This is a genomic window from Caloranaerobacter longqiensis, from assembly GCF_050286925.1.
In the GTDB taxonomy this organism is placed as follows: domain Bacteria; phylum Bacillota; class Clostridia; order Tissierellales; family Thermohalobacteraceae; genus Caloranaerobacter.
Map to the genome: position 1 here is coordinate 53991 of NZ_JBFWFX010000003.1, position 24977 is coordinate 78967.

At 29.4% G+C, this 24977-nt stretch carries 27 protein-coding genes, 1 tRNA gene and 1 other annotated feature; of the genes, 26 read left to right on the forward strand and 2 right to left on the reverse strand.

The genetic code is table 11. The features are described 5' to 3' along the window. The first annotated feature begins 2 nt into the window (after positions 1 to 2). From der to spoIVA, 4 genes are all read left to right on the forward strand, one after another. Positions 3 to 1319 (forward strand): ribosome biogenesis GTPase Der, encoded by a 1317-nt coding sequence (gene der, locus AB4Y15_RS03640; protein WP_427338519.1) that lies wholly within the window; start codon positions 3 to 5, stop codon positions 1317 to 1319. After that, the gene (gene plsY / locus AB4Y15_RS03645) at positions 1320 to 1916 is read left to right on the forward strand and encodes a glycerol-3-phosphate 1-O-acyltransferase PlsY (protein WP_427338520.1); all 597 of its coding nucleotides are present in this window, start codon (positions 1320 to 1322) and stop codon (positions 1914 to 1916) included. Between the two features lie 16 nt (positions 1917 to 1932). Continuing rightward, the gene (locus AB4Y15_RS03650; protein ID WP_427338521.1) at positions 1933 to 2961 is read left to right on the forward strand and encodes an NAD(P)H-dependent glycerol-3-phosphate dehydrogenase; all 1029 of its coding nucleotides are present in this window, start codon (positions 1933 to 1935) and stop codon (positions 2959 to 2961) included. Positions 2962 to 3124: 163 nt separating this feature from the next. Beyond that, positions 3125 to 4603 (forward strand): stage IV sporulation protein A, encoded by a 1479-nt coding sequence (gene spoIVA / locus AB4Y15_RS03655; RefSeq protein WP_427338522.1) that lies wholly within the window; start codon positions 3125 to 3127, stop codon positions 4601 to 4603. Between the two features lie 155 nt (positions 4604 to 4758). Here the strand turns inward: spoIVA and AB4Y15_RS03660 are convergent. Next, a tRNA-Pro gene (locus tag AB4Y15_RS03660) sits at positions 4759 to 4836 on the reverse strand. Between the two features lie 151 nt (positions 4837 to 4987). Here AB4Y15_RS03660 and AB4Y15_RS03665 point away from each other — a divergent pair. The 17 genes from AB4Y15_RS03665 (at position 4988) to AB4Y15_RS03745 (ending at position 20002) form a co-directional block, all read left to right on the forward strand. Next, on the forward strand, positions 4988 to 6337 hold the full coding sequence (locus tag AB4Y15_RS03665; protein ID WP_427338523.1) for a biotin/lipoyl attachment domain-containing protein: 1350 nt from the start codon (positions 4988 to 4990) through the stop codon (positions 6335 to 6337). Between the two features lie 24 nt (positions 6338 to 6361). Then, on the forward strand, positions 6362 to 7045 hold the full coding sequence (locus AB4Y15_RS03670; protein WP_427338761.1) for a YggS family pyridoxal phosphate-dependent enzyme: 684 nt from the start codon (positions 6362 to 6364) through the stop codon (positions 7043 to 7045). A gap of 14 nt (positions 7046 to 7059) precedes the next feature. Beyond that, complete coding sequence (locus AB4Y15_RS03675; RefSeq protein ID WP_427338525.1) at positions 7060 to 7509, forward strand: cell division protein SepF; 450 nt, start codon at positions 7060 to 7062, stop codon at positions 7507 to 7509. Positions 7510 to 7527: 18 nt separating this feature from the next. Continuing rightward, entirely contained in the window at positions 7528 to 7791 is a 264-nt protein-coding gene (locus AB4Y15_RS03680) for a YggT family protein (protein WP_427338526.1), read from the forward strand. 16 nt (positions 7792 to 7807) lie between these two features. Beyond that, a complete protein-coding gene (locus AB4Y15_RS03685) occupies positions 7808 to 8596 on the forward strand; it encodes a YlmH family RNA-binding protein (RefSeq protein WP_427338527.1) in 789 nt (262 codons plus the stop codon). A gap of 14 nt (positions 8597 to 8610) precedes the next feature. Then, positions 8611 to 9069 (forward strand): DivIVA domain-containing protein, encoded by a 459-nt coding sequence (locus AB4Y15_RS03690; protein ID WP_427338528.1) that lies wholly within the window; start codon positions 8611 to 8613, stop codon positions 9067 to 9069. Between the two features lie 68 nt (positions 9070 to 9137). Next, positions 9138 to 9339: a binding site (T-box leader), on the forward strand. A 77-nt stretch (positions 9340 to 9416) separates the two neighbouring features. After that, entirely contained in the window at positions 9417 to 12191 is a 2775-nt protein-coding gene (gene ileS, locus AB4Y15_RS03695; protein ID WP_427338529.1) for an isoleucine--tRNA ligase, read from the forward strand. A gap of 146 nt (positions 12192 to 12337) precedes the next feature. Continuing rightward, positions 12338 to 13033 (forward strand): 5'-methylthioadenosine/adenosylhomocysteine nucleosidase, encoded by a 696-nt coding sequence (locus AB4Y15_RS03700; protein ID WP_427338530.1) that lies wholly within the window; start codon positions 12338 to 12340, stop codon positions 13031 to 13033. A gap of 19 nt (positions 13034 to 13052) precedes the next feature. Then, positions 13053 to 13865: a bifunctional 3-deoxy-7-phosphoheptulonate synthase/chorismate mutase gene (locus AB4Y15_RS03705; protein WP_427338531.1), complete on the forward strand. Its 813-nt coding sequence runs from the start codon at positions 13053 to 13055 to the stop codon at positions 13863 to 13865. A 119-nt stretch (positions 13866 to 13984) separates the two neighbouring features. Further along, positions 13985 to 14167, forward strand: coding sequence for a hypothetical protein (locus AB4Y15_RS03710; RefSeq protein WP_427338532.1), 183 nt, complete (start codon positions 13985 to 13987; stop codon positions 14165 to 14167). Between the two features lie 116 nt (positions 14168 to 14283). Then, complete coding sequence (locus AB4Y15_RS03715) at positions 14284 to 14559, forward strand: DUF5665 domain-containing protein (RefSeq protein WP_035163730.1); 276 nt, start codon at positions 14284 to 14286, stop codon at positions 14557 to 14559. A gap of 10 nt (positions 14560 to 14569) precedes the next feature. Continuing rightward, complete coding sequence (locus AB4Y15_RS03720) at positions 14570 to 15247, forward strand: TraR/DksA C4-type zinc finger protein (protein WP_427338533.1); 678 nt, start codon at positions 14570 to 14572, stop codon at positions 15245 to 15247. A 92-nt stretch (positions 15248 to 15339) separates the two neighbouring features. Beyond that, positions 15340 to 15804, forward strand: coding sequence for a signal peptidase II (gene lspA / locus AB4Y15_RS03725; RefSeq protein ID WP_427338534.1), 465 nt, complete (start codon positions 15340 to 15342; stop codon positions 15802 to 15804). A gap of 4 nt (positions 15805 to 15808) precedes the next feature. Then, positions 15809 to 16735, forward strand: a complete 927-nt coding sequence (locus AB4Y15_RS03730; protein WP_427338535.1) for an RluA family pseudouridine synthase — start codon at positions 15809 to 15811, stop codon at positions 16733 to 16735. A gap of 139 nt (positions 16736 to 16874) precedes the next feature. Next, positions 16875 to 17414 (forward strand): bifunctional pyr operon transcriptional regulator/uracil phosphoribosyltransferase PyrR, encoded by a 540-nt coding sequence (gene pyrR / locus AB4Y15_RS03735; protein WP_427338536.1) that lies wholly within the window; start codon positions 16875 to 16877, stop codon positions 17412 to 17414. Between the two features lie 94 nt (positions 17415 to 17508). Then, entirely contained in the window at positions 17509 to 18774 is a 1266-nt protein-coding gene (locus tag AB4Y15_RS03740) for a uracil-xanthine permease family protein (protein WP_427338537.1), read from the forward strand. A gap of 376 nt (positions 18775 to 19150) precedes the next feature. Then, on the forward strand, positions 19151 to 20002 hold the full coding sequence (locus AB4Y15_RS03745; RefSeq protein ID WP_427338538.1) for a phosphatase PAP2 family protein: 852 nt from the start codon (positions 19151 to 19153) through the stop codon (positions 20000 to 20002). A 4-nt stretch (positions 20003 to 20006) separates the two neighbouring features. Here the strand turns inward: AB4Y15_RS03745 and AB4Y15_RS03750 are convergent, their stop codons facing one another. Beyond that, positions 20007 to 21776 carry an Rqc2 family fibronectin-binding protein gene (locus tag AB4Y15_RS03750; protein ID WP_427338539.1) on the reverse strand — a complete coding sequence of 590 codons (1770 nt, stop codon included), beginning with the start codon at positions 21774 to 21776 and terminating at the stop codon, positions 20007 to 20009. A gap of 285 nt (positions 21777 to 22061) precedes the next feature. Between AB4Y15_RS03750 and dapF the strand changes: the two genes are divergently transcribed. The 5 genes from dapF to rpoZ all read left to right on the forward strand — a co-directional run bounded on the left by dapF (position 22062) and on the right by rpoZ (position 24964). Next, positions 22062 to 22895 (forward strand): diaminopimelate epimerase, encoded by an 834-nt coding sequence (gene dapF / locus AB4Y15_RS03755; RefSeq protein ID WP_427338540.1) that lies wholly within the window; start codon positions 22062 to 22064, stop codon positions 22893 to 22895. A gap of 70 nt (positions 22896 to 22965) precedes the next feature. Next, complete coding sequence (locus AB4Y15_RS03760) at positions 22966 to 23847, forward strand: YicC/YloC family endoribonuclease (protein WP_427338541.1); 882 nt, start codon at positions 22966 to 22968, stop codon at positions 23845 to 23847. Positions 23848 to 23859: 12 nt separating this feature from the next. Beyond that, on the forward strand, positions 23860 to 24132 hold the full coding sequence (remA, locus tag AB4Y15_RS03765; protein ID WP_054870349.1) for an extracellular matrix/biofilm regulator RemA: 273 nt from the start codon (positions 23860 to 23862) through the stop codon (positions 24130 to 24132). A 14-nt stretch (positions 24133 to 24146) separates the two neighbouring features. Further along, a complete protein-coding gene (gene gmk / locus AB4Y15_RS03770; RefSeq protein ID WP_427338542.1) occupies positions 24147 to 24752 on the forward strand; it encodes a guanylate kinase in 606 nt (201 codons plus the stop codon). A gap of 2 nt (positions 24753 to 24754) precedes the next feature. Further along, positions 24755 to 24964 carry a DNA-directed RNA polymerase subunit omega gene (rpoZ, locus tag AB4Y15_RS03775; protein ID WP_427338543.1) on the forward strand — a complete coding sequence of 70 codons (210 nt, stop codon included), beginning with the start codon at positions 24755 to 24757 and terminating at the stop codon, positions 24962 to 24964. Positions 24965 to 24977: the final 13 nt, after the last annotated feature.

Genomic DNA, 24977 nt, shown 5'->3' on the forward strand with positions numbered 1-24977 from the left:
ATATGGCAAGACCAGTTGTAGCTATTGTAGGTAGACCAAATGTAGGAAAATCTACTCTTTTTAATAGGATAGCAGGTAGAAGGATAGCAATTGTAGAAGATAAGCCTGGAGTTACTAGAGATAGAATTTATGCTGAAGCTGAATGGTTAAACAAGTATTTTACTTTGATTGATACGGGAGGAATTGAGCCTGATACTGAGGATATTATTTTATCACAAATGAGAAGACAGGCACAAATAGCAATTGATACTGCAGACGTTATTTTGTTTGTTGTAGATGGAATAGAGGGATTAACATCTACTGATAGAGAAGTAGCTAATATGTTAAGAAAATCTAAGAAAAAGATATTATTAGTTTGCAATAAAATTGATACACCTATGACTCCAGATACGATTTATGAATTCTATGAATTAGGATTAGGCGATCCTATAGCGATATCAGCTTCACAGGGATTAGGAATAGGAGATTTGTTAGATGCAGTAATTGAGAATTTTCCTGAGGATAAAGATACAGAGTATGAAGAAGGTGTAATTAAAGTTGCAGTAATAGGAAAACCGAATGCAGGAAAATCATCTTTGATAAATAAAATTTTAGGAGAAGAGAGAGTTATAGTAAGTGATATACCTGGGACAACTAGAGATGCAATAGATACACCATTCCAAGTCGGAGAAGATAAGTTTGTTTTTATAGATACGGCAGGTATCAGAAGAAGAAAGAAAATCAACGAAAATATAGAAAGATATAGTGTAATTAGAGCATTAACAGCGATTGAAAGAGCAGACGTTTGTTTATTAGTTATAGATTCATTAGAATCTGTTACTGAGCAAGATGCTAAAATTGCAGGATATGCTCATGAAAAAGGAAAAGCTACTATTATTATCATGAATAAATGGGATCTTGTTGAAAAAGATGATAAAACTTATTTAAGGTATGAAAAGGAAATTAGGGAACGATTATCATTTATGCCTTATGCTCCAATATTGTTTATTTCAGCAAAAACAGGACAAAGAGTTAATAGAATAATTGATTTAATAAAGAAAGTTTCTAACAATCATTCTATGAGAATTAGTACAGGTGTATTAAATGATATCATTGGTGAAGCAGTACTTATGAACCAGCCACCATCAGACAAGGGGAGAAGACTAAAAATATACTATGGTACTCAAGTAGGAATAAAGCCTCCGAAATTCGTTATTTTTATTAATGACATAGAGCTGATGCATTTTTCTTATCAAAGATACTTAGAAAATCAAATAAGGCAGACCTTTGGTTTTGAGGGAACACCTATTCAATTAGAATTTAAAGAAAAGGGGGATTAGATGTATAAAATTTTATTAATACTATTATTGAGTTATTTAATAGGGAATATAAATGCAGCATATTTAATAGGGAAAACATTGGAAAATAAAGACATTAGAAATTATGGGAGTGGGAATGCAGGTGCTACAAATGCTTTGAGAGTTTTTGGTGCAAAGATAGCAGCTATAACGTTTTTGTTTGATCTATTAAAAGCAGTAATAGCAGTAATTTTAGGTAAAATGATTTTAGGAGAAACAGGCATGCTTCTTTCAGGCATTAGTGTAGTTGTAGGACATAATTGGCCAGTCTTGTTAAATTTCAGAGGTGGGAAAGGTATAGCATCGACTATTGGTGTAATGTTAGTTGTTAATTATAAGATAACATTTATATGTGTAGCTATAGGTTTGATTATTGTTATTAAGTCGAAATATGTTTCATTAGGTTCAGTAATAACAATGGCTTTATTACCTATTATAGGATTGTTTTTAAATAGACCTTTTAGTTTAGACTTCTTAATTTTTACACTAATACTGTCTGCTATGGCTATTTACAGACATAAAGAAAATATATCACGATTATTAAAAGGACAAGAGAGGAAAATAGGCGAAAGGGTTTAAATGAGGAGGAATAGCAATGGAAACAACTATTGGTATTTTAGGGGGAGGAAGTTGGGGTACGGCTTTAGCTTTACTACTTGCCAATAAAGGTTATCAGGTTGACTTATGGGTAAGAGATGTTAAGCAATGTAATTATATGAAAGAAGCTAGAGAAAATAAAAAGTATTTGCCTAATGTTAAGTTGTCAGATAATATTAATGTTACTAATGATATAGAAGAAGCTGTTTATAGAAAAAATATAATCTTATTAGCTGTACCATCACATGCCATTAGAGAAACGATTAGGAAATTCAAAAGGCAATTGAAAGAGCAACCTATTTTAGTTAATGTAGCAAAAGGAATAGAAACAGATACTTTGCTTAGAATTTCAGAAATTGTGAAACAAGAGTTGCCAACTGTTGAGTATACTGTTATTTCAGGCCCTTCGCATGCTGAAGAGGTTTCTAAAAATATACCGACAGCAGTAGTAGCTGCATCTATAAACAAAAAAACTGCAGAATATATTCAAGAAGTATTTATGACTCCTAGGTTTAGAGTTTATACAAATCCAGATGTAATAGGTGTTGAACTTGGTGGAGCATTGAAAAATGTAATAGCTTTAGGAGCGGGTATATCAGATGGATTAGGATATGGAGACAATACTAAAGCCGCACTTATGAACAGAGGGATTATTGAAATTTCACGTTTAGGTGAAAAAATGGGAGCAAATAAAAATACATTCGCTGGCCTTTCAGGAATAGGTGATTTGATAGTTACGTGTACTAGTCTTCATAGTAGAAATAGGCGAGCAGGCATTAAGATTGGACAGGGAGCTAGTTTAGAAGAAGCAATTAAATCTGTAGGAATGGTTGTAGAGGGAGTAAAGACGACTAAAGCGGCATATGAATTAGCTAGAAAATATAATGTAAAAATGCCGATAACTGAAGAGATTTATGGAGTTCTTTATGAAGGAAAAGATGTTAGATATTCTGTTTTTAATTTAATGATGAGAGATAAGAAACATGAAATGGAAGAAATTGTACATGAAACTGGATTTAATTGGTGAGGACATCGAAAGGATGTCTTTTTTTTGTTAGCATGTCATATTATTTTAATCTTTTCATATATATATAATGTTAAGAACTGAGTCCAAATTTATATTTTTCTGAGAGGGAAATTATACTAAAAATGGAGATTCTTCAATATATTATATAAAGGGGGGAAAGTGGATGAAGAATTTCGATATATACAAGGATATTGCTGAAAGAACGGATGGAGATATATATATTGGAGTTGTAGGTCCTGTTAGAACAGGTAAATCAACATTTATTAAAAAGTTTATGGAATTACTAGTTATACCAAATATAGATAATACATACAGAAAAGAGAGAGCTAATGATGAATTACCACAAAGCGGTGCTGGTAGAACTATAATGACAACTGAACCTAAATTTGTTCCAAGTGAAGCTGTTGAGTTAACATTGAAAGATAATGTTAAATTCAGAGTCAGAATGGTAGATTGCGTAGGATATATAGTAAAAGGGGCTTTAGGACATGAAGAGAATAATATGCCTAGAATGGTTACTACACCATGGTTTGAAAAAGAGATACCATTTGAAGAAGCTGCTGAAATAGGGACTAGAAAAGTTATAACTGATCATTCTACTATTGGATTAGTTATAACTACTGATGCTTCTATAACAGACATTGAAAGGTCTAATTATATTAAGGCTGAAGAAAGAGTTATTAGTGAATTAAAAGAACTTGGTAAACCTTTTGTAATATTACTCAATTCAAGGCATCCAGATTTAGATAGTACAATAGCACTCAGAGAAAGTTTAGAGGAAAAATATCAGACACCAGTAATTGCAGTAGATTGTTTAAATATGTCTATAGAGGATATTAATAATATTCTTGAAAAAGTATTGCTAGAATTCCCAATAAGAGAGATTAATATCAATCTGCCTAGTTGGGTTGAAGGATTATCTAATAAACATTGGATACGTGAAAATATATTCAATTCAATTAAGGAAACTGTAACAGAATTATATCGAATTAGGGATATTACAAATACATTAGATAAATTTACAGATTGTGAAGCTATTGAAAATGCAACTATAACTGAGATTAAATTAGGTGAGGGAATAGCTAATATTAAAATGGATGTTGAAAATAATTTATTATATGATGTAATAAGTGAAATAACAGGCTATAAAATAGTTGGAGAACATCAGTTATTAGGATTAATTTCTAAACTTGCTAAATCTAAGAAAGAATATGACAAAATAGAAAGTGCATTAAAAGATGTAAGAGAGAAAGGATACGGATTAGTACCTCCTAGCCTTGAAGAATTAGAATTATATGAACCTGAAATCTTTAGGCAAGGTAATAGATTTGGAGTTAAATTGCGTGCAAATGCCCCAAGTTTACATTTGATTAGAGCGGATATAACAACTGAAGTATCACCAATTATTGGAACAGAGAAGCAGAGTGAAGAATTACTAAAATATTTATTAGATGAGTTTGAAAATGATCCTTCAAAAATTTGGGAATCAAATATGTTTGGCAAAACACTACATGACTTAGTAAAAGAGCAACTCCAGAGCAAGCTTAATATGATGCCTGATGATGTGAGAATTAAAATTCAGAAAACTCTTCAGCGTATCGTAAACGAAGGTAGTGGAGGGCTAATCTGTATCATAATATAATGGTACTTAATGGTACTTTGGCTAACAGCTAATAGCTGTTAGCCTGCTTTTTATATTTAGGTGCTAAAGTGTTGATGAACACATATTTATAAAAATAAATGTTTTGGCAACAAGTTCTGGGAAGGTTTTACCTTCCCAGTTATTTTGTGCGAGAATGGTCGGGATGACTGGATTCGAACCAGCGACCCCAAGTCCCCCAGACTTGTGCGCTAACCAAGCTGCGCTACATCCCGAGAGCAATATATATTATACATATTTTTTAAAAGTTTGTAAAGTTGATGTAAGAATTATGATATACTTGACTTATAAACAGAAATAGGTCTTTAGTTGTATTTGTATGTAAATAACGCTTATTGTTAAAATGATGAAGGAAAATCTTAAGATATGAAGAAATATAATATAAATTGGTGTGGTGATATTATGACTAAAGATAAAAGAAAACAAAAAAGAAGAAGACGAAAAAAGTTTAGAATTGGTTTGGTAATAATAGTAATAATTTATTTATCATTAAGAATGTTACCAACGTTTTGTGTAACAAATGCAGCTACAGTAATAGTTGAAGAAGGTAGTATTGATGTTTTTGAAAAGGCTAAAGGAATTATTTTTAAAAATGAAGTTGTATATAGAGCGACAACTAATGGTAAAATAATTTTTGCTAAAAATGAAGGCGAAAAGGTTGGATTAGGGACTTTGATAGGACAAGTAGTAGCATCAGATAAGAATCATAAAATAGCAGAAGAGTTGAATGTTATAAATAAAAGGATTGAAGAGTTAAGCAATAAGATTAAAACACAGGAGATATTTTCGAATGATATAGAAAAGAATAAGATTTTTATAGATGAGAAAATAGATATTTTGAGAAAAAGCATTTTAGAAGGTAACTTTGTTAAAGTAAATCAAGTAGCAGAAGATTTAAAATTAGATTTAGATAAGCGTTCAGATTTGTTTGGTAACAATTCGTTAATAGCTAATGATTTAGACAAACTGTATGAAATGCGTAAAAATTTACAAAACAGATTGAAAAATGCAAAAGCAAATTATTATTCAAAAAATTGCGGTTTAGTAAGTTATACTATTGACGGTTTGGAAGAAGTATATAGCTTAAAGAGTTTATCGAATTTTACTCCTGATAAGTTTAGGATTATAGAAAGGAATATACATAAAATTAATAACGATTTGGAAGTTACTTTAGGTGAACCAATTTTTAAAATAATTGACAACTATAAATGGTATCTTGTAGTAAAACTAACGTCTGAGAGTAGTATAGATAGATTGAATGAAGGAAAAGATGTATATATAAAGTTTATAGAAAAAAATGAAAAAATAAAAGGTAAAGTTTATAAAGTAAATAAAGGCAATAATGGAAATATAGTAATATTTGAATTTGATAGTTATCTATATAAATTCTATAATGAAAGGTATGTTGATGTTGAGATAATTACTGATACTTACTATGGACTAAAAATACCTAAAAGTGCGGTAATAAAAAAAGACGGGATAGACGGCGTATACATTAAAGATATAAGTGGTATCGTAAAATTTAGACCTGTGAAAATAATAGGACAGAATGAGAAATATGTAATTGTAGATACAGGAAGTAAAATTAAAATTGGTGATAGAGGAAAGATTGAAATAAATATTGATGGAAATTATGAAAAAAGGTATACAATTTCTATTTTTGATGAAGTATTTGTTAATGGTAAGAAAGTTAAAGAAGGACAGATTATAGATTAAAGGGAGGGGATTAAAATAGTTAATATAAAAGCGAACTTGGAAGAAGTATATAAAAACATTGAAGAAGCGGCGTTAAAAACTGGTAGAAGTTTAGAGGATATAACATTAATTGCTGTTACTAAGACAATAGATGTTGATGTGATAAATGAAGCAATAAAGTTAGGAATCAACAATATAGGTGAAAGTAGAGTTCAGGAAATTTTGAGAAAGTATGATTCAATTAAAGGTAGACCCATATGGCATATGATAGGACATTTACAAACAAATAAAGTTAAATATATTATTGATAAGATAGATTTAATTCATTCACTAGATAGGTTATCTTTAGCACAAGAGCTACAAAAAAGAGCAGAGCAGCATAATGTTTTTGTAAATGCTCTTATTCAAGTTAATATAGCAGAAGAAAAATCGAAGTATGGACTTTATGGTGATGCAGTTATTCCTTTTGTTGAAGAAATTATAAAATATCCTAAAATAAAAATAAAAGGTCTTATGACAATAGCTCCTTATGCAGAAAATCCGGAAGAAGTCAGATATGTTTTTAGACAGTTAAAAGAGCTTTCTGTAGAAATAGAAAAAAGAGGATATCCAAATGTGGAGATGAAATATCTATCAATGGGAATGACTAATGATTATAAAATTGCGATTGAAGAAGGTTCTAATATGGTGAGAATAGGTACAGGAATTTTTGGAGGAAGAAATTATTAGGAGGTATTATTATAATGTCAAATAAAAGTAATAAAATTATTAATAAGTTTAAATATATAATCGGTTTAGATGATTTTGAGGAAGATGTAGTAGACGAGCCACCGATAGATCCGTTTGTTGAAGAAGATTTACCAGTTAAGAAGCGCGTTAACAATAGAATTGTAAGTATCCATACAAATTTATCTATGAAATTAACGATTCATGAACCAAAAAAATATGAAGATGCACCTAAGATTGTTGAGGATATAAAAAATAGAAAAACAGTTGTTATTAATTTAGAACATATGGATAGTGATAGTAAGAGGCAAATCTTTGATTTTTTAAATGGAGCTATTTATGCTTTAGAAGGAATCATTCAGAAAGTTGCAAAAGATATATTTATTTTAGCTCCTAATAATGTAGAGATTAACGGAGATATAAAAGAACAATTGAAAAATAAAGGGATATTTCCATGGCAGAAATAGTTAAAAGAGGTGTTGAATGTGTGGGTTTTAGAAAGGTCTATAGGTATATTTATAAACTTAATAGAAACATTGATTTTAGTAAGAGTTTTTATGTCTTATATAATTAGAGATTTGAGTAATCCGCTGTTTAATTTTATTTATCAAATTACAGAACCTATTTTAATCCCCTTTAGAAATTTAATAAATAAATTAGGTATTAATACAGGTATGATAGATTTTTCTCCATTGTTAGCATTTTTATTCTTAGATTTAATTTCTTATATTTTAAGAATTAGTTTATAACTAAATGGGTGATGTTATGTTTTTAAACAAAGCAAAATATTTAGAATATATTAGAGATCCAGAGCAAATAATAGTCATGAGGAAAATTTTAGATAAGATTGAAAAAGTATTAAAAAATCATGAAATTGTATACACTGACTTTTTAGATCCCTATCAAAGAAGATTATGTTATTCAATACTTAATAGGTTCTCTGATTTAAATTATTTTGAAGAGGGTGGACTTAAAGAGGCTGAAAGAAAATCTATTATAATGTATCCGTTTTATTTAACTAAGGAAGATATTGAAAATCCGATTGGTTCAATTAAGATAACTGGCAACTTTAAGAAAAAATTAAACCATAGAGATTATTTAGGTTCTATATTGGGATTAGGGATTAAAAGAGAAAAAATTGGTGATATATATTTACATGATGATTATGTGCAAATTGTATTACATAAGGATATTTTAGATTTTATTAAACTACACTTGAATAAAGTTGGTAATCAAAATGTATACGTTGAGGAGATAAGCTTAAATGAAATAAAACAAGGCGTGATTGAATACATTGAAAAAAGTGTTACTGTAAGTTCATTAAGAGCAGATAATGTTATTAGTGCAGTATACGATATTTCAAGGTCAAAGTGTTTAATGTATTTCAATCAAAATAGAGTCAAAGTTAATTGGGAACCAATAAGACAGCCATTTCGTTTAGTTGATGAGACTGATATAATTTCTGTAAAAGGTAAGGGTAGGTTTTTGATTTATAAGAATTCGGGAAAAACAAGAAAAGGAAGGCATAAATTAACTATAAAAATTTATGTTTAGTGGAGGCATGGTTTATGTTAACACCTTTAGATATTCAAAACAAAGAATTTAGTAAAAGTATTATGGGATATAAGGAAACGGAAGTTGTTAGTTTTTTAGATGAAGTTGCTGCCGATTATGAAAAACTTTACAAAGAGAATATTGAGCTTAAAGATAAAATCTCTGCATTAAATGAGAGACTTGAACATTACAGGAATATTGAAAAAACATTACAGAACACACTAGTTGTAGCTCAAAATACTGCTGAAGAGGTTAGTCATAACGCTAAAAAAGAAGCAGAGCTTATTATAAAAGAAGCAGAAGAAAATGCAAGAAAGATTATTGAAGATGCACATAACGAAGTTGTTAAAATACAGAAAAAATATGAAGAGATTAAGAAAGAGTTATTAATTTTTAAAACTAGGTTTAAGACTTTTTTAAGTTCACAATTAGAAACAGTAGATATGTTTTTAAACGAATTTGATGAAAAATAGCGAAAAATAATCGTTGATATTGACGAATTTTAGTTAATAATATATAATATTTTTAAAATTTAATATAGATAAAGACTATGAAAGGGAGAGTAGTTATTGTGGGATTTCAAGAGAGCTAGCGGTTGGTGGAAGCTAGTAATCCTGCTTTAACGAAAATCACCCTGGAGTTGACCTTCGAATTAAGTAGGGGGTTCCGGTAATCCGTTATTTAAATGAGAGACCATTTATATGGTAATTTGGGTGGTAACGCGGAGTAACTTCGTCCCATTGGGATGAAGTTTTTTGTTTTGTATAAACGACGACGCATCTTAGTTAAAATAATTCGAAAATATACAGGAGGTGTCAGGATGGATTACAGTAAAACATTGAATTTACCAAAAACAGAATTTCCAATGAGAGCTAATTTGCCAAAAAGAGAGCCTGATATTTTAAATAAATGGTATGAACAAGATATTTACAATAAAGGTCTTGAAAAGAATAAAGGTAATAAGAGCTTCATTTTACATGATGGTCCACCTTATGCAAATGGAGATATACATCTTGGCCATACCTTAAATAAGATTCTTAAAGATATAATAGTTAGATATAAAACGTTAAGAGGATTCTATGCACCATATATTCCAGGTTGGGATACTCATGGTTTACCTATTGAATTAAAAGCGATAAAAGAATTAGGTTTAAGCGTGAAAGAAGTTTCACCAGTTGAATTTAGAAATAAGTGTAGAGATTATGCATTAAGTCAAGTAGAAAAACAAAAAGAACAATTTAAACGATTGGGTGTAACAGGTGATTGGGATAATCCGTATTTAACTTTAAAACCTGAATATGAAGCTCATCAGATAGAAATATTCGGTGAGATGGCTAAAAAAGGATATATATATAAAGGGTTAAAACCTGTATATTGGTGTCCAAGTTGCGAAACTGCTTTAGCGGAAGCTGAAATAGAATACAAAGATAAAGTATCACCATCTATTTATGTAAAATTTGAGCTTATAGATGATAAAGGTTTATTTAAAGACTATGTAGATAATTTAGAAAATGTATATTTTGTAATTTGGACTACAACTCCATGGACTTTACCTGCTAACTTGGCTATTTCTGTTGGGCCAGAATTTGAATATTCTCTTGTAAAAGTTAATAATGAAGTTTATGTTATAGCTAAGGAATTGATTGAAAATGTGATGAAAGAAATAGGTATTGAGGAATATGAGGTATTAGCTAATTTTAGCGGTAAAATGTTAGAATATATGAAAACAAAGCATCCGTTTATTGAAAGAGAGTCGGTTGTTATATTAGGTGATCATGTAACATTAGATGCTGGTACTGGATGTGTTCATACAGCACCAGGACATGGTCAAGAAGACTTCTTGATTGGACAAAAATATAATTTAGATGTATTGAATCCTGTAGATGATAAAGGACATTTTACTAATAAAGCAGGGAAATATGAAGGTTTATATTATGCAAAAGCAAATAAGGTAATACTTAATGACTTAGAAGAGAGTGGACACTTAATCGCTAAAAATGATATCACTCACTCTTATCCACATTGTTGGAGATGTAAAGGCCCAGTTATATTTAGAGCTACTGAACAATGGTTTGCTTCAGTCGATGCATTCAAAGATGAAGCGATTGAGGCTGCTAAGAAAGTTGAATGGATACCTGGTTGGGGTGAAGAGAGAATTATTAATATGATTAAGGATAGAAATGATTGGTGTATCTCAAGACAGAGAATTTGGGGTGTACCAATACCTATCTTCTACTGTGAAGAATGTGGTAAAGAGTTAATAAATGAAAAGACTATAGCAAAGGTTTCTTCAATTTTTAGAGAAAAAGGCTCTAATGCTTGGTATGAGATGGAAGCAAATGAATTACTTCCAGAAAATACAAAATGCGAATGTGGCTGTACTAAATTCAAAAAAGAAATGGACATAATGGATGTATGGTTTGATTCTGGTTCTAGCCATAAATCTGTTATTGAAGAATATGAAGAATTAACATATCCAGCAGATTTATATTTAGAGGGGAATGACCAATATAGAGGTTGGTTCCAGTCATCACTTTTAACAGCTATAGCTACTAAAGGGACTTCACCATATAAAAGTGTTATAACTCATGGTATGATAGTGGATGGTGAAGGTAGGAAGATGTCTAAATCATTAGGAAATGGTGTTGACCCATTAGAAGTAATAAATAAATATGGAGCAGATATATTAAGATTATGGGTGTCATCTTCAGATTATAAGTCAGATGTAAGAATGTCAAATGAAATACTTAAGCAGATGTCTGAGGTTTACAGAAAGATTAGAAATACAGCAAGATTTATTTTAGGCAATCTATATGACTTTGAACCAGAAAAAGATGCAGTAAGCTATGATGAACTTTTAGAAATGGATAAATGGGCTTTAATAAAACTAAATAGATTGATTGAAAAAGTTACAAAGGCTTATGATAGTTATGATTTCCATGTGATTTATCATGCAATTCATAATTTCTGTGTTGTAGATATGAGTAGTTTCTATTTGGACGTATTAAAAGATAGATTATATACATTAAGAAGTGATTCAAAATCAAGAAGAGCTGCTCAAACTACAATTGATATAATTCTTAAAGCATTAGTTAAGATGATTGCACCAATAATACCTTTTACAGCTGAAGAAATATGGCAGTTTGTTAAGGGTGAAGATGCTATTAGTGTACATTTAACTGATTGGCCTGAGCCAAAAGCCGAATATTATAATGAAGCTATAGAAAGCAAATGGAGTAGGATTATTTCCTATAGAGAGGATATAACAAAAGCATTAGAAATAGCAAGAAGCCAGAAAATAATAGGACATTCATTAAATGCTTTAGTTAAGATTTATGCAAAAGGTGAAGATTACGACTTCTTAAAGAGTATAGAAGAAAAATTACCAGAGATTTTGATTGTTTCAAAGGTAGAAGTAAATGAAGATAATGAAATTGATAGAGACTATACTATAGGAGAAAATAATGATATTAAAGTAGTAGTTGAGCAGGCACCAGGGCAGAAATGTGAGAGATGCTGGACATTTAGTGAGACAGTTGGTGAAAGTTCAGAACATCCAACAATTTGTGCAAAATGTGTAGCTAATTTAGAATAGTGAATAAAGGGTTTGTATGTAAATTGACATACAAGCCCTTTTTAAACACACAAAGGGTTAAAATATTTTACATACTTGACACGAAAGTTAGAAATTATATAATAATAGAGAAAGTTATAAGTATATACAAGCTAGGAGGAAAGAATATGAGAATTGGTATTATAGGGGCTATGGATGAAGAGATAGAAATTCTTAAAGATAAAATGGAAATAGATAAAGTTACAGAAAAGGCTAAAATGAAATTTTATGAAGGAAAACTTAGTAATAAAGATATAGTTCTAGTAAGATGTGGTATAGGAAAAGTGAATGCTGCAATTTGTACTCAGATATTAATTACATATTTTAATGTAGATTATATTATAAATACAGGAGTTGCTGGTGCGATACACGATAGTTTAAATATTGGGGATATAGTTATTTCTACAGATGTAGTTCAACATGATGTTGATGCAACAGGTTTTGGATACGAGTTAGGAGAAATTCCAAGATTAGACGAATATAAATTTAAAGCTGATAAGAGGTTAATAGATATAGCTAAAAAAGTAGCGGCTGAGGAACTTAAAGAGCATAAATTGTATGAAGGAAGAATACTAAGTGGAGATGTATTTGTTGCAAGTCCAGAGAAGAAAGATAAGCTATGGGAAATTTTCAAAGGCTATTGTGTTGAAATGGAAAGTGCAGCAATAGGACAGACTTGTTATTTGAATAATATTCCTTTTGTTATTTTTAGAGCTATTTCAGATAAAGCTGATGGTTCGGCACATGTTAACTTTAACGAATTTGTTATTGAATCAGCTAAAAATTCTGCAGAAATTGTGCAAAGAATTATAAGCCTCATATAACTATTATGGAGGAGTAATCATGGAATTACAATATGTTGGTAAAAAACATGAGGATAAGAAAATTATCGATTTAGGTGATGGTATTAAAATTGGTGATGGAGACTTTTCGATTATTGCAGGGCCATGTGCAGTTGAAAATGAAAAGCAAATGGAATTAGTTGGTGAAATGTTAGATAGTTTAGAAATAAGACTGATTAGAGGTGGCGCTTTTAAACCGAGAACATCACCATATTCTTTTCAAGGATTAGGATTTGAAGGATTGAAAATTTTACGAGAAGTTGCAATTAAATATAATTTAAAAGTTGTTTCTGAGATTATGGATCCTCGTGATTTAGAAAAGGCATTAGAATATATAGACATTATACAAATTGGTTCAAGAAATATGCAAAACTACTCTTTATTAAAAGAAGTAGGTAAATTAAATAAGCCGATATTATTAAAACGAGGAATGACAGCAACAGTAAAAGAATGGCTAATGGCGGCTGAATATATTGCTTTGGAAGGTAATGATAATATTATATTATGTGAACGTGGTATTAGAACTTTTGAAAACTATACTAGAAATACACTTGATTTAACAGTTGTGCCAATTTTGAAAACTTTAAGTAAATTACCCGTAATTGTAGACCCAAGTCATGGTACAGGTAGAAGGGATTTAGTTATTCCAATGACAAGAGGAGCCGTAGCAGTAGGTGCGGATGGTATAATGGTGGAAGTACATCCAGATCCTACTAAGGCTTTATCTGACGGATATCAATCACTTACTTTAGAACAATTGAAGATATTATATAATGAGATTAAACAGATAAAAAAGTGTGTTAATAATCTATGACACTTAAAGAGGTAAAAACCAAAACGGTTTTTGCCTTTTTCTTTTTTAAATTTAAAAGTAACTCCCTATCGAGCTTTACATAATATATAATAGGATATAAAGATGGGAGTGGTAATATGATGGATAAAATAAGTAACTTAAATTCTGAAAATATTGATGTAAGTATAATAGAAAATGATTGTCATAGATATACAGATTATTTATTATTTTTCTTTCTATTATTAGTTGAATTATGGGGTGGAGTATTTAAAAAGAATAGTCTTTTATTTTTCTATTTATTATTAGCTAGATATGGTCATTAATATAAGGATAAATTAGTTAAACAAGAATAATTTTGAAAAATTATTAATAAACTCTTATTGAAAAATTATAAATAATATACAATAAAATTGGGTAAATTATTTGAAAGGAGATTACTATGCAAGAAAAAGAATTAGAAAAAAAGATACACGAGATAGCCTTGCAATTAGAAAAGGCAAAAATAGCTGAATATGTTGATATTTTAAATAATAGAAAAAGATTATTATACATTAATTTTATTGGAGGATTAGCAAGAGGATTTGGAATGGCTGTTGGATTCACAATATTAGGAGCATTTGTGATTTATATATTACAGAAAATGATTTCTTGGAATTTACCATTAATAGGTGATTTTATAGCAGATTTGGTAAAAATTGTGCAAGAAAATTTATAAGGAGGGTATGATGGACAAAAGAAGATTAGAACATTTCAGAAAGCTATTATTAGAAGAAAAGCATAAGATATTAGAAACAATAGATAAAATGAATGAAAATGAGCCAAATATATCTATGCAAGACTATTTTGATGAGCTATCAATGTACGACAATCATCCAGCAGATATTGGTACAGAAACATTTATTGTGGGTCAAATGATGAATTTAAAAAATAATGAAGAGAATTTATTGAGGCAAATAGAAGATTCATTAAATCGGATAGAAAATGGAACGTATGGAATTTGTGAAAAATGTGGTAAAAAAATAAATGAAGAAAGGCTCGAGATAATACCTTATGCAAAGTTTTGTATTGAATGTGCAAATAAAGAAATTCCTTTAGAAAAGACTATGGATTATAGGCCTGTTGAAGAAGAAGTATTAGGATATCCTTTTGGAAGAAGTTATAGAGATATAACAATAGAAGATGAAGTGGAATTTGATGGAGAAGATAGTTGGCAGGCAGTTGCTAGATTTAATGAAGTTAAAGGAGATCCGTCATACAGTACAGGAGATAATCAAGGGATATTTGATGAGAAAGAAGCAGGAATAGTAGAAGAAGTTGATAAAATATCAAATGAGTATTACAAAGGGCAGTTAAAGGATTTAAATAGAGAGGATATACCTGAAGAACAAAAAGAACAAGGTTAGGTGGATACCTAACCTTTAATATTGGATTAGTATTGTAAAATTGATAATAATATTTTACAATATTAATGGAAAATATTATTGAGGAGGGGCAAATGTTTTATATAGTTGCTATTATTCTTATTATATTTGACCAATTAACTAAGTATTTAGCAGTTAAATTTTTATTGGGAAGAAGCCCGATTCCAATTATAAAAAATTATTTACAATTAAATTATGTTGAGAATTTTGGTGCAGCTTTTGGTATTTTGCAAAATAAACAACTATTTTTTATTGTTATTACTATTTTGGTACTAGTTGGGATTATCTTCTATATGAAGAAATACACTAATCTTAGTAAACCAATGAAGATAGCTCTGACAATACTTTTTTCTGGTGCTTTAGGAAATCTTATAGACAGATTGCGTTTAGGTTATGTTATAGATTTTATAGATATTAAATTTGGAAAGTTATATGATTTTCCTGTGTTTAATATAGCAGATTGTCTAGTTGTTATTTCAACTATTATTATTGCATATTTAGTTTTATATGATAAATATGAAATAAATACGGAAGAGTGATTTTATGGAGATTATAGAACTGATTGTAGAAGATGATATTGGCGAAAGAATAGATTCATATTTGGCAAAAAAGCTAGAGGAAGTGTCTAGATCATATATTAAAAAACTAATTAAAGATGGACATATAAAAGTTAATGATTTACAAATAAAACCCAAATATATAGTTAATAAAGGAGATATAATAACTGTAGAATTACCAGAACCTGAAGAGCTTGAGTTAATACCACAGGATTTGCCGATAGAAATAGTTTATGAAGATGAGGATGTTGCTGTAGTAAATAAACCACAAGGTATGGTAGTTCATCCTGCACCGGGGAATTATAGTGGAACTTTAGTCAATGCTTTACTTTTCCATTTAGAGAGTTTATCTACGATAAATGGAGTAGTGAGACCTGGAATTGTGCATAGAATTGATAAAGATACTTCTGGGCTGTTAATGATAGCAAAGAATGATTTTGCTCATATGGAGCTTTCTAAACAGTTAAAAGAGCATTCAATAACAAGGATATATTATGCTTTAGTAGAAGGTAATATAAAAGTCGATAGCGGTACGATAAATGCACCAATTGGCAGACATCCTGTAGATAGAAAAAAAATGGCTGTTACAGATAGAAATAGTAAAAATGCGATTACACATTTTAAGGTGTTGGAAAGATTCGGGCAGTATACTTTGATTGAAGCAAAGTTAGAAACAGGGAGAACACATCAAATCAGAGTACATATGTCATATATAAAACATCCATTAGTTGGCGATACAGTATATGGGAGTAAGAAAAATGAGTTTAAACAAGAAGGACAATTATTACATGCTAAAGTTATAGGTTTTATTCATCCACGTACTAAAAAATATATGGAATTCGATTCTGAATTACCTGATTATTTTAATAAAGTATTAAATATATTAAGAAGAAAAAATTATAGACATAATTAAATTATTATGATATAATCAGAAAAAAATAGTATCCTTTAAATCTGCCCTGAGAGGTTGATAAGGATTTACAGTTTTTTATGAAGGAGTATTGTAACTTCTTATCAACCAGATAAGAAGTTTTTTTGTTAGGAGGTGACAAATGTTGAAGACAAAGGCAGTTATAATGGACGAAAAAGCTATAATAAGAGCTACAACAAGAATTGCACATGAAATTATAGAAAGAAACAAAGGAGTAGAAGATTTAGTACTTGTAGGTATTAAAACTAGAGGAATCCCTTTTGCAAAAAGGTTAGCAAAGAAAATTTATGAAATAGAAGGTAAAGAAGTTCCTGTTTTAACATTAGATATTACTTTATATAGAGATGATTTAACTGAAATAGATGTAAATCCTGTTGTTGGGACTACTGAGTTTGAAATTGATATAACTGATAAAATTGTTGTATTAGTTGATGATGTGCTATATACAGGTAGAACTGTAAGAGCAGCATTAGATGCACTTGTAGATAAAGGAAGACCAAAAAAGGTGCAATTAGCAGTACTTATAGATAGAGGGCATAGAGAATTACCGATAAGACCAGATTTTGTAGGGAAAAATGTTCCTACATCAAAATTAGAGGTAGTAAGTGTAAAGTTTGAAGAAGTAGATGATGTTAATAAAGTTTTAATCGTTGAAAGGTAATATAATTAAATATATTAACCTTTTAATTCAGTCCAGTGAGGCTGAAAAAGGGAGATAGAGTTATCTCCCATAATAAAAAAAGGGAGGTATTTTTATGTTCAAAAGTGTATCAGAAAATAAAAAAGAAAGAGAAAGATTAAAAAGCCTAGGAAGAAAAGGTATTTTAGGGCTTCAGCATGTTATTGCAATGTTTGGAGCTACGGTATTAGTGCCAATACTTACTGGCTTAAATCCAGCTGTTGCATTGTTTTCAGCAGGAGTTGGTACACTAATATTTCACTTTGTAACTAAAGGTAAAGTACCAGTTTTTCTAGGTTCAAGTTTTGCTTTTATTCCTGTAATAAATGCGGTTGCAAATCAATATGGAGATGTTAGATATGCACAAGGTGGTATTATAGTAGCAGGTGCGTTATATCTAGTTCTTTCAATGCTTATATATATTTACGGAGCAGATAAGATAAAAAGTTTTTTTCCACCTATTGTAACAGGCCCGATGATTATAGTTATTGGATTGATTTTGAGTCCTGTAGCTATACAAATGGCTTCAAAAAATTGGTTAGTGGCTTTTGTCGTAGTACTTACTGTTATAGGGGTTTCAATCTTTTCTAAAGGATTTTTTAAGGTAATACCTATACTATGTGGAGTTGTAGTTGGTTATATTTTTTCAGCTATCATTGGTATAGTAAATTTTGAACCTATAGCAAATGCCAGTATAATAAGTGTACCACAGTTTACATTACCTAAATTTAGCATTGGAGCTGTGGCAATGATTGCTCCGATAGTTTTAGCAGTTTTTATGGAACATATAGGAGATATAACTACTAATGGTGCGGTAGTTGGCAAGAATTTCTTTGAAGATCCAGGACTTCATAGAACATTATTAGGAGACGGTTTAGCAACTATGTTTGCAGGTTTTATAGGTGGGCCTGCAAATACAACGTATGGTGAAAATACAAGTGTACTAGCTGTAACTAGGGTATATGACCCATCAATTTTAAGACTTGCAGCCTTTATAGCCATAGGATTAAGTTTTATAGGAAAGTTAGGAGCAATACTTCAGACTATACCTGAACCAGTAATGGGTGGAGTAAGTTTAATACTATTTGGTATGATTGCAAGTGTTGGAATAAGAACAATAACAAATGCAGAAGTAGATTTTTCAAGTAATAGAAATTTGATAATATCATCTTTAATACTAGTTGCAGGGATAGGTACTGAGTTCTTAAGATCAAATCCAAGTTTTACAGGTGTTATAGGAATTAAAATAACAGATAATATACAGATAGTAGGTTTGAGTTTAGCAGCTTTAATTGGGATAATAGTAAATAAAATATTACCTGAAACTATTGTAGAGGAGTAGCAAAACGCTACTCCTGAACTTGTTGACAAAGTAAAATTTTTATGAAAATGACGCTCATGCGGACGAATTTAGAAAAAACTTAAGGCTCAAATTTTTAGAAAATCCTAACGCACCTAATCAAGACCTCCTGTCTTGTAGGATGCTGGTTTGACCTCCTGTCAAACCTACGGATTTTCTAAAAATTTTCACCTAGTTTTTTAACTAAATTCTTTCAAGCATTCGCTTTCATTTTCATAAAATACTTAAGAGAATAAGTTTGTCAACAGTCTGAGGAGTAGCAAAATGCTACTCCTTTTTACATATATTTTATCTGACTGACATATAATGAAAAAGAATCTATAGTAAACTTTTAAGAATAAACTAAAGTGGTGATTTTATGGGTATTAGAATTTTACTCTTTTTTCAAGAAATAAATAGTCCAATTTTAGATAAAATATTTATTTTTATAACTAATCTTGGCAGTGAGTCTTTTTATTTAATGTTTATTGCTTATATTTACTGGTGTGTAAACAAAAGATTTGGGATAAAGCTTTTTTCTGTATTAGCTGTATCAATTTATAGTAATAACTTATTTAAGGTAATATTTCATACAGGCAGACCATTTTTACATAGTGAAATTCAAACACCCTATATACAATCTGCACCAGGATATTCATTCCCTAGTGGACATACTCAAGGTGCTACTACGTTCTGGTACTATATAATGAAAAAAGTTAGAAAAAAAGTAGTTTATGTTATTGGGTGGACTGTAATTATTTTAATTGGTATTTCAAGGCTTTATTTGCGAGTACATTGGCCCATAGATGTAATCGGAGGATTAATATTAGGGATTTTAATTGTTTGGTTGTTTCAATCAATATTAGATTATTTTAAAAGGTATAACAGTAAGCTAATAAATATAGGATTAATTATAATGTTAGTTTTGATGCATTTTTTGGCAGTAACAGAGAGCAATATAAAAATATTATCTTTACTTTTTGGTACTTTACTAGGTAGTTTTTTAGAATCTAAGTATATAAATTTTAATGAATACAACTCATTTCTAAATCAGATAGCAAAATATTTAATTGGACTTTTATTTATATTTCTAATTAGAAGTTTACTTTTCACAATACTACCTATGAATATTTATTTTGTATATTTAGAGCATTTTATACTTGGAATATGTTTAACATTAATAGTACCATTATTATTTATCATATTAGGGGTAACAAGAAAAAAAGGATAGAATTTTATTCTACCCTTTTAATTTTGTTTATTTCTTCAATTCTAGGTGTTACATACAAAGTATTATTATTTACATAAATCACCATACCTGGTTTAGAACCTTTTGGTTTTTTGACATATTTTCTCTCCGTATAATCAACAGGTACATTGCTTGACATTTTACCTTTACTATAATAAGCAGCTAATAAAGCAGCCTCTAAAATAGTTTTTTCTGGTACATTTTTACCTTTGGATTTAATGATAACATGTGATCCGGGAATATCTTTTGTATGAAGCCAAATATCATTTTTTTCAGCAAATTTTAAAGTTAAATAGTCATTTTGTTTATTGTTTTTACCTACATAAATATCATATCCGTCTGAAGAAATAAAGTGATAGGGTTTAGATACAATTCGATCTGACTTTTTATTATTTCTATTACTACCTTTAATATATCCTTCTTTTATCAATTCATCTCTGATTTCTTCTAATTCTTGAATATCAGAAGAATTTTCCATACAAACTAGGATGTTTTCTAAATATTTTATTTCTTCTTCAGCTTTGGCTATCTGTTCTTGTAAAGTTTTTTCTGCAACTTTTAGTTTATTATACTTTTTATAATATTTTTGTGCATTTTGTGCAGGCGTCAATTTAGGATCTAATTTTATCTTTACTATTGAATAGTCTGGAGAATAGAAGTTTTCTAGTTCTACTTCATCTTGACCTTTTTCTATTCTATATATATTAGCTGTAATTAAATCACCATAGATTTTGTATTTATCTTTAGATTTAGCTTCAAGCAATTCCTCTTTTAACTTTGCAAGTTTAGTTATATTTCTTTCTAATTTAGTATTTATAACTTTTCTAAGGTCGCTAGATTTTTGTTTTAACCTATCTAATTTATCTCTAGTTAAATAGAATTCTTCTAAAGTTTCACTAATAGAAGTAAAATTTTTCTTTGTTAGATTTTTATATTGTGTTAAATCTATAGATGAAAAAGCAACAACTTTATCTTTTTCGGTATCAATAATGATATTTGGAGTGAATATATCTTTTCTTACTAAATCCATTACATGCATGAACTCTTTTAACAAGCTATTTATTTTAATTTCGTTTAATTCGCCTATTTTTGTACTGTCATCAATTTTAGCTCTATAACATATTTCTTTTGCAATTAATGGACTTATTCCCATATAGTTTTTATATAAAAATTTGTAGGTTAATTCTCCTAGATTGGCATTATTAATACTTTGGATAAAAGATTTTTCGTCTATAGAAATTGGATTAATTTTATCTTGAGAAGGTGGTTGTGCATATTCACAACCAGGTAATACAATTCTTTTTGAACTTATATCTGCACTAATTCTTTTAATTGCATCAATGACTTTGTTATTATTTTTATCTACTAAAATGATATTACTATGTTTTCCCATTATTTCGACAATAAGTTGTTTTACTGACTTTATACCTAATTCATCTAAAGACTCTACTTCTATGACAATTATTCTTTCTAAAGAAGGTTGATAAATATTAATAATTTTTCCACTATGAAGATGTTTTCTAAGAAGCATACAAAACATAGGTGGATTAATAGGATTTTGCTTTGTGTGTTGAGTTAAATATATTCTAGGGTTATTACTACTAGCTGAAATTAGTAGTTTATAGTTTTTATTATTTCTTATATTTATTAAAATTTCATCTTTTTCAGGTTGATATATTTTGTCAATTTTACCAAAAAGAATTGTTTCTTTTAATTCGTTAATAATCGCTTTTATTACGATACCGTCTAGAGCCATATCAATTCCTCCATTTTATATAATTAATATAAAGTATAACATTAAATATATTAAATATCAAAGTTTGCAATATATATGATTAATTTGTTTTTTATAATCCATAGGAAATTAAATTGAGGATAATTAAAATATAATTTTCGTAATGGATATAGGCAAAATATACCTTAATTTATTTAAATCGAAGATTTTGTTCTATTAAATTATTGTAACAATTTAAAGGTAAGAAGTTGAATTAGTAATATAATAATATAATATAGATTACAGATTGCATATGGAGGGAGATTTATGCTTGAGTTCACGAAAATGCATGGACTAGGAAATGATTTTATTATATTTGATGGAATAAATCAAAACTTGCCAAATCATAATGAATTAGCAAAAAAGGTTTGTGATAGACATTTTGGAATAGGTGCAGATGGAATGATGGTAGTAAAGCGTTCATCTAATTCAGATATTAAGATGCTTTTTTATAATGCTGATGGTTCGCAAGCTCCAATGTGTGGAAATGGTATTAGATGTTTTGCCAAATATGTTTTTGATAAAAAACTAGTTAAAAATAAGGAATTTGAAGTTGAAACATTAGCAGGAATAATGAGACCTAGGATTATGTCATCAGAAGAGAAAATTAGTTTTGTGGAAGTAAATTTAGGAAAAGCTTATTTTTCACCTAAAATAATACATGCAAATACTGATAAAGAAAAAATATTAGATGAAAGTATTGAAATTGATGGTAATATTTTTAGAATTTCAGCAGTTGTAGTTGGTAGTGTTCATGCCGTTATATTTGTTGATGATTTAGATAAAATAGATATAAATGTTATAGGATGTAAAATAGAAAATCATCAGTTATTTTCAAACAAAATAAATGTAAATTTTTGTAAAATAATTGATAATACTAATTTACAGGTATTAACTTGGGAAAGAGGGGTAGGACAGACACTTGCTTGTGGGACTGGTGCGGCAAGTGCGGCTGTTATAAGTAATATTTTATATAATACTTCTAAGAAAGTTAAAGTTCATTTGTTAGGCGGTACAGTTGAAATAGAACAAAGGAACAATGAAGTTTTCATGACTGGTCCAGCAGAAATTATTTGTCAAGGAGTCTATTATGATAAGTAGTAGTTGATATAGATTGACAAGAGTGTAATTTATGTTAAAATTGATTATAATAACTTAGGAGGATGATACGGTGATTAAAAGCATGACTGGTTTTGGACGGGGCGAAAGTAGAGATAACGTAAGACATTTTGTGGTAGAAATAAAATCGGTAAATCATAGGTATAATGATATAATAATAAAAATGCCTAAACATTTGAATTATATAGAAGATAGAATAAGAAAATATATAAAAAGTAAGATAAGTAGAGGTAGGATTGAAGTTTACATAAACTTGGAATATATGGATGATAGTGGGGTTAAAGTACAAGTCGATTTGCCTTTGGCAAAAGCATATAAAGAAGCAGTTGAAGTTCTTAATGAGAAGTTATATATAGAAGATAAAATAACAATTGATTTAATAGCTAAATTTCCAGACGTAATAAAAGTTGAAAAACAAGAAGAGGATGAAGATGAAGTTTGGAATTGCTTAAAAAATGGGCTTGAAGAAGCTCTTAATAAATTAATTGAAATGAGAATTCGAGAAGGACAGGAGCTAGCTAAAGATATAAAATTAAGAGCGAAAAATATTATAGATATAGTAAAAACTATAGAGGCTAGAAGTCCTGAGGTCGTTTTAGAATATAAAAATAAATTAAATAGTAGAATAGAAGAATTGTTAGGAGATAGTTATGAATTAGACGAAAATAAACTTGCAAATGAAGTGGCTTTTTTTGCGGATAAGAGTAATATAGATGAAGAAATAGTAAGACTTTATAGTCATGTCAATCAATTGATTTCGACACTTGATGCAGATGTACCAGTTGGAAGAAGGTTAGATTTTTTAATTCAAGAGATGAATAGAGAAGCTAATACTATCGGTTCAAAGGCGTCCGATATTGTTATAACAAATAAAGTGGTAGAATTAAAAAGTGAAATTGAGAAAATAAGAGAACAAATTCAGAATATTGAGTAGAGGAGGATTTTTATGAGTATTACGTTAATAAATATAGGATTTGGGAATATAGTTTCAGCTAATAGAATTGTTGCAATTGTAAGCCCTGAATCGGCTCCAATTAAGAGAATAATACAAGAAGCTAGAGAAAGAGGAATGCTCATCGATGCAACTTATGGGAGAAGAACCAGAGCTGTAATTATTACAGATTCCGATCATATAATTTTATCTGCTGTTCAGCCAGAAACAGTTGCTCATAGACTAGAAAATAGAGAGGCACATGATGTAGATTCAATTAAGGAATAGAGGGGAGTAGATTTATGGGTAAGGGATTATTGATAGTTATATCTGGACCTTCAGGAGCTGGAAAAGGTACTATATGTAAAGAGTTGTTAAGGCGCAATAAAAATATTAATTTGTCTATATCAGCTACAACTAGAAGGCCTAGAAATGGCGAAATAGATGGAGTGAATTATTTTTTTATTACAAAAGAAGACTTTGAAGAAATGATTAGAAAAGAAGAATTTTTGGAATATGCAAATGTTTATGGGAATTACTATGGTACACCTAAAAAATTTGTATTAGATAAATTAGATGAGGGCAAAGATGTTTTATTAGAGATTGATATACAAGGAGCTTTGGCAGTTAAAAAGATATATCCTGATGGAGTCTTTATATTTATTTTACCACCTTCAATGGAAGAGTTAAGACACAGAATTGAAAAAAGAGGTACAGAAACAGAAGAATCGTTGAAAACTAGATTTAATAGTGCATATAAAGAGATATCATATGTAAATGAATATGAGTATGCTATTATAAATGATGAAGTAGATAATGCTGTTTCAAAAATAGAATTTATAATTGAGGCAGAAAAATGTAAAGTTAAAAGACTTGGAGAAATAATAAAAAAATATGAGGAGGTATAGGTATGTTATATCCTTCAGTTAATGACTTATTAAAGAAAGTAGACAGTAGATATACTTTAGTAATGATGATATCAAAAAGAGCAAGACAAATTGTAGATGGAGATAAACCATTAGTAAATACAGATTCAGCTAAGCCGGTTACAATTGCTGTTCATGAAATTTATCAAGGTAAGATTGAATATTCAAGACCAGATATAAAAGGTATTAAATAACGGAGGGATGATA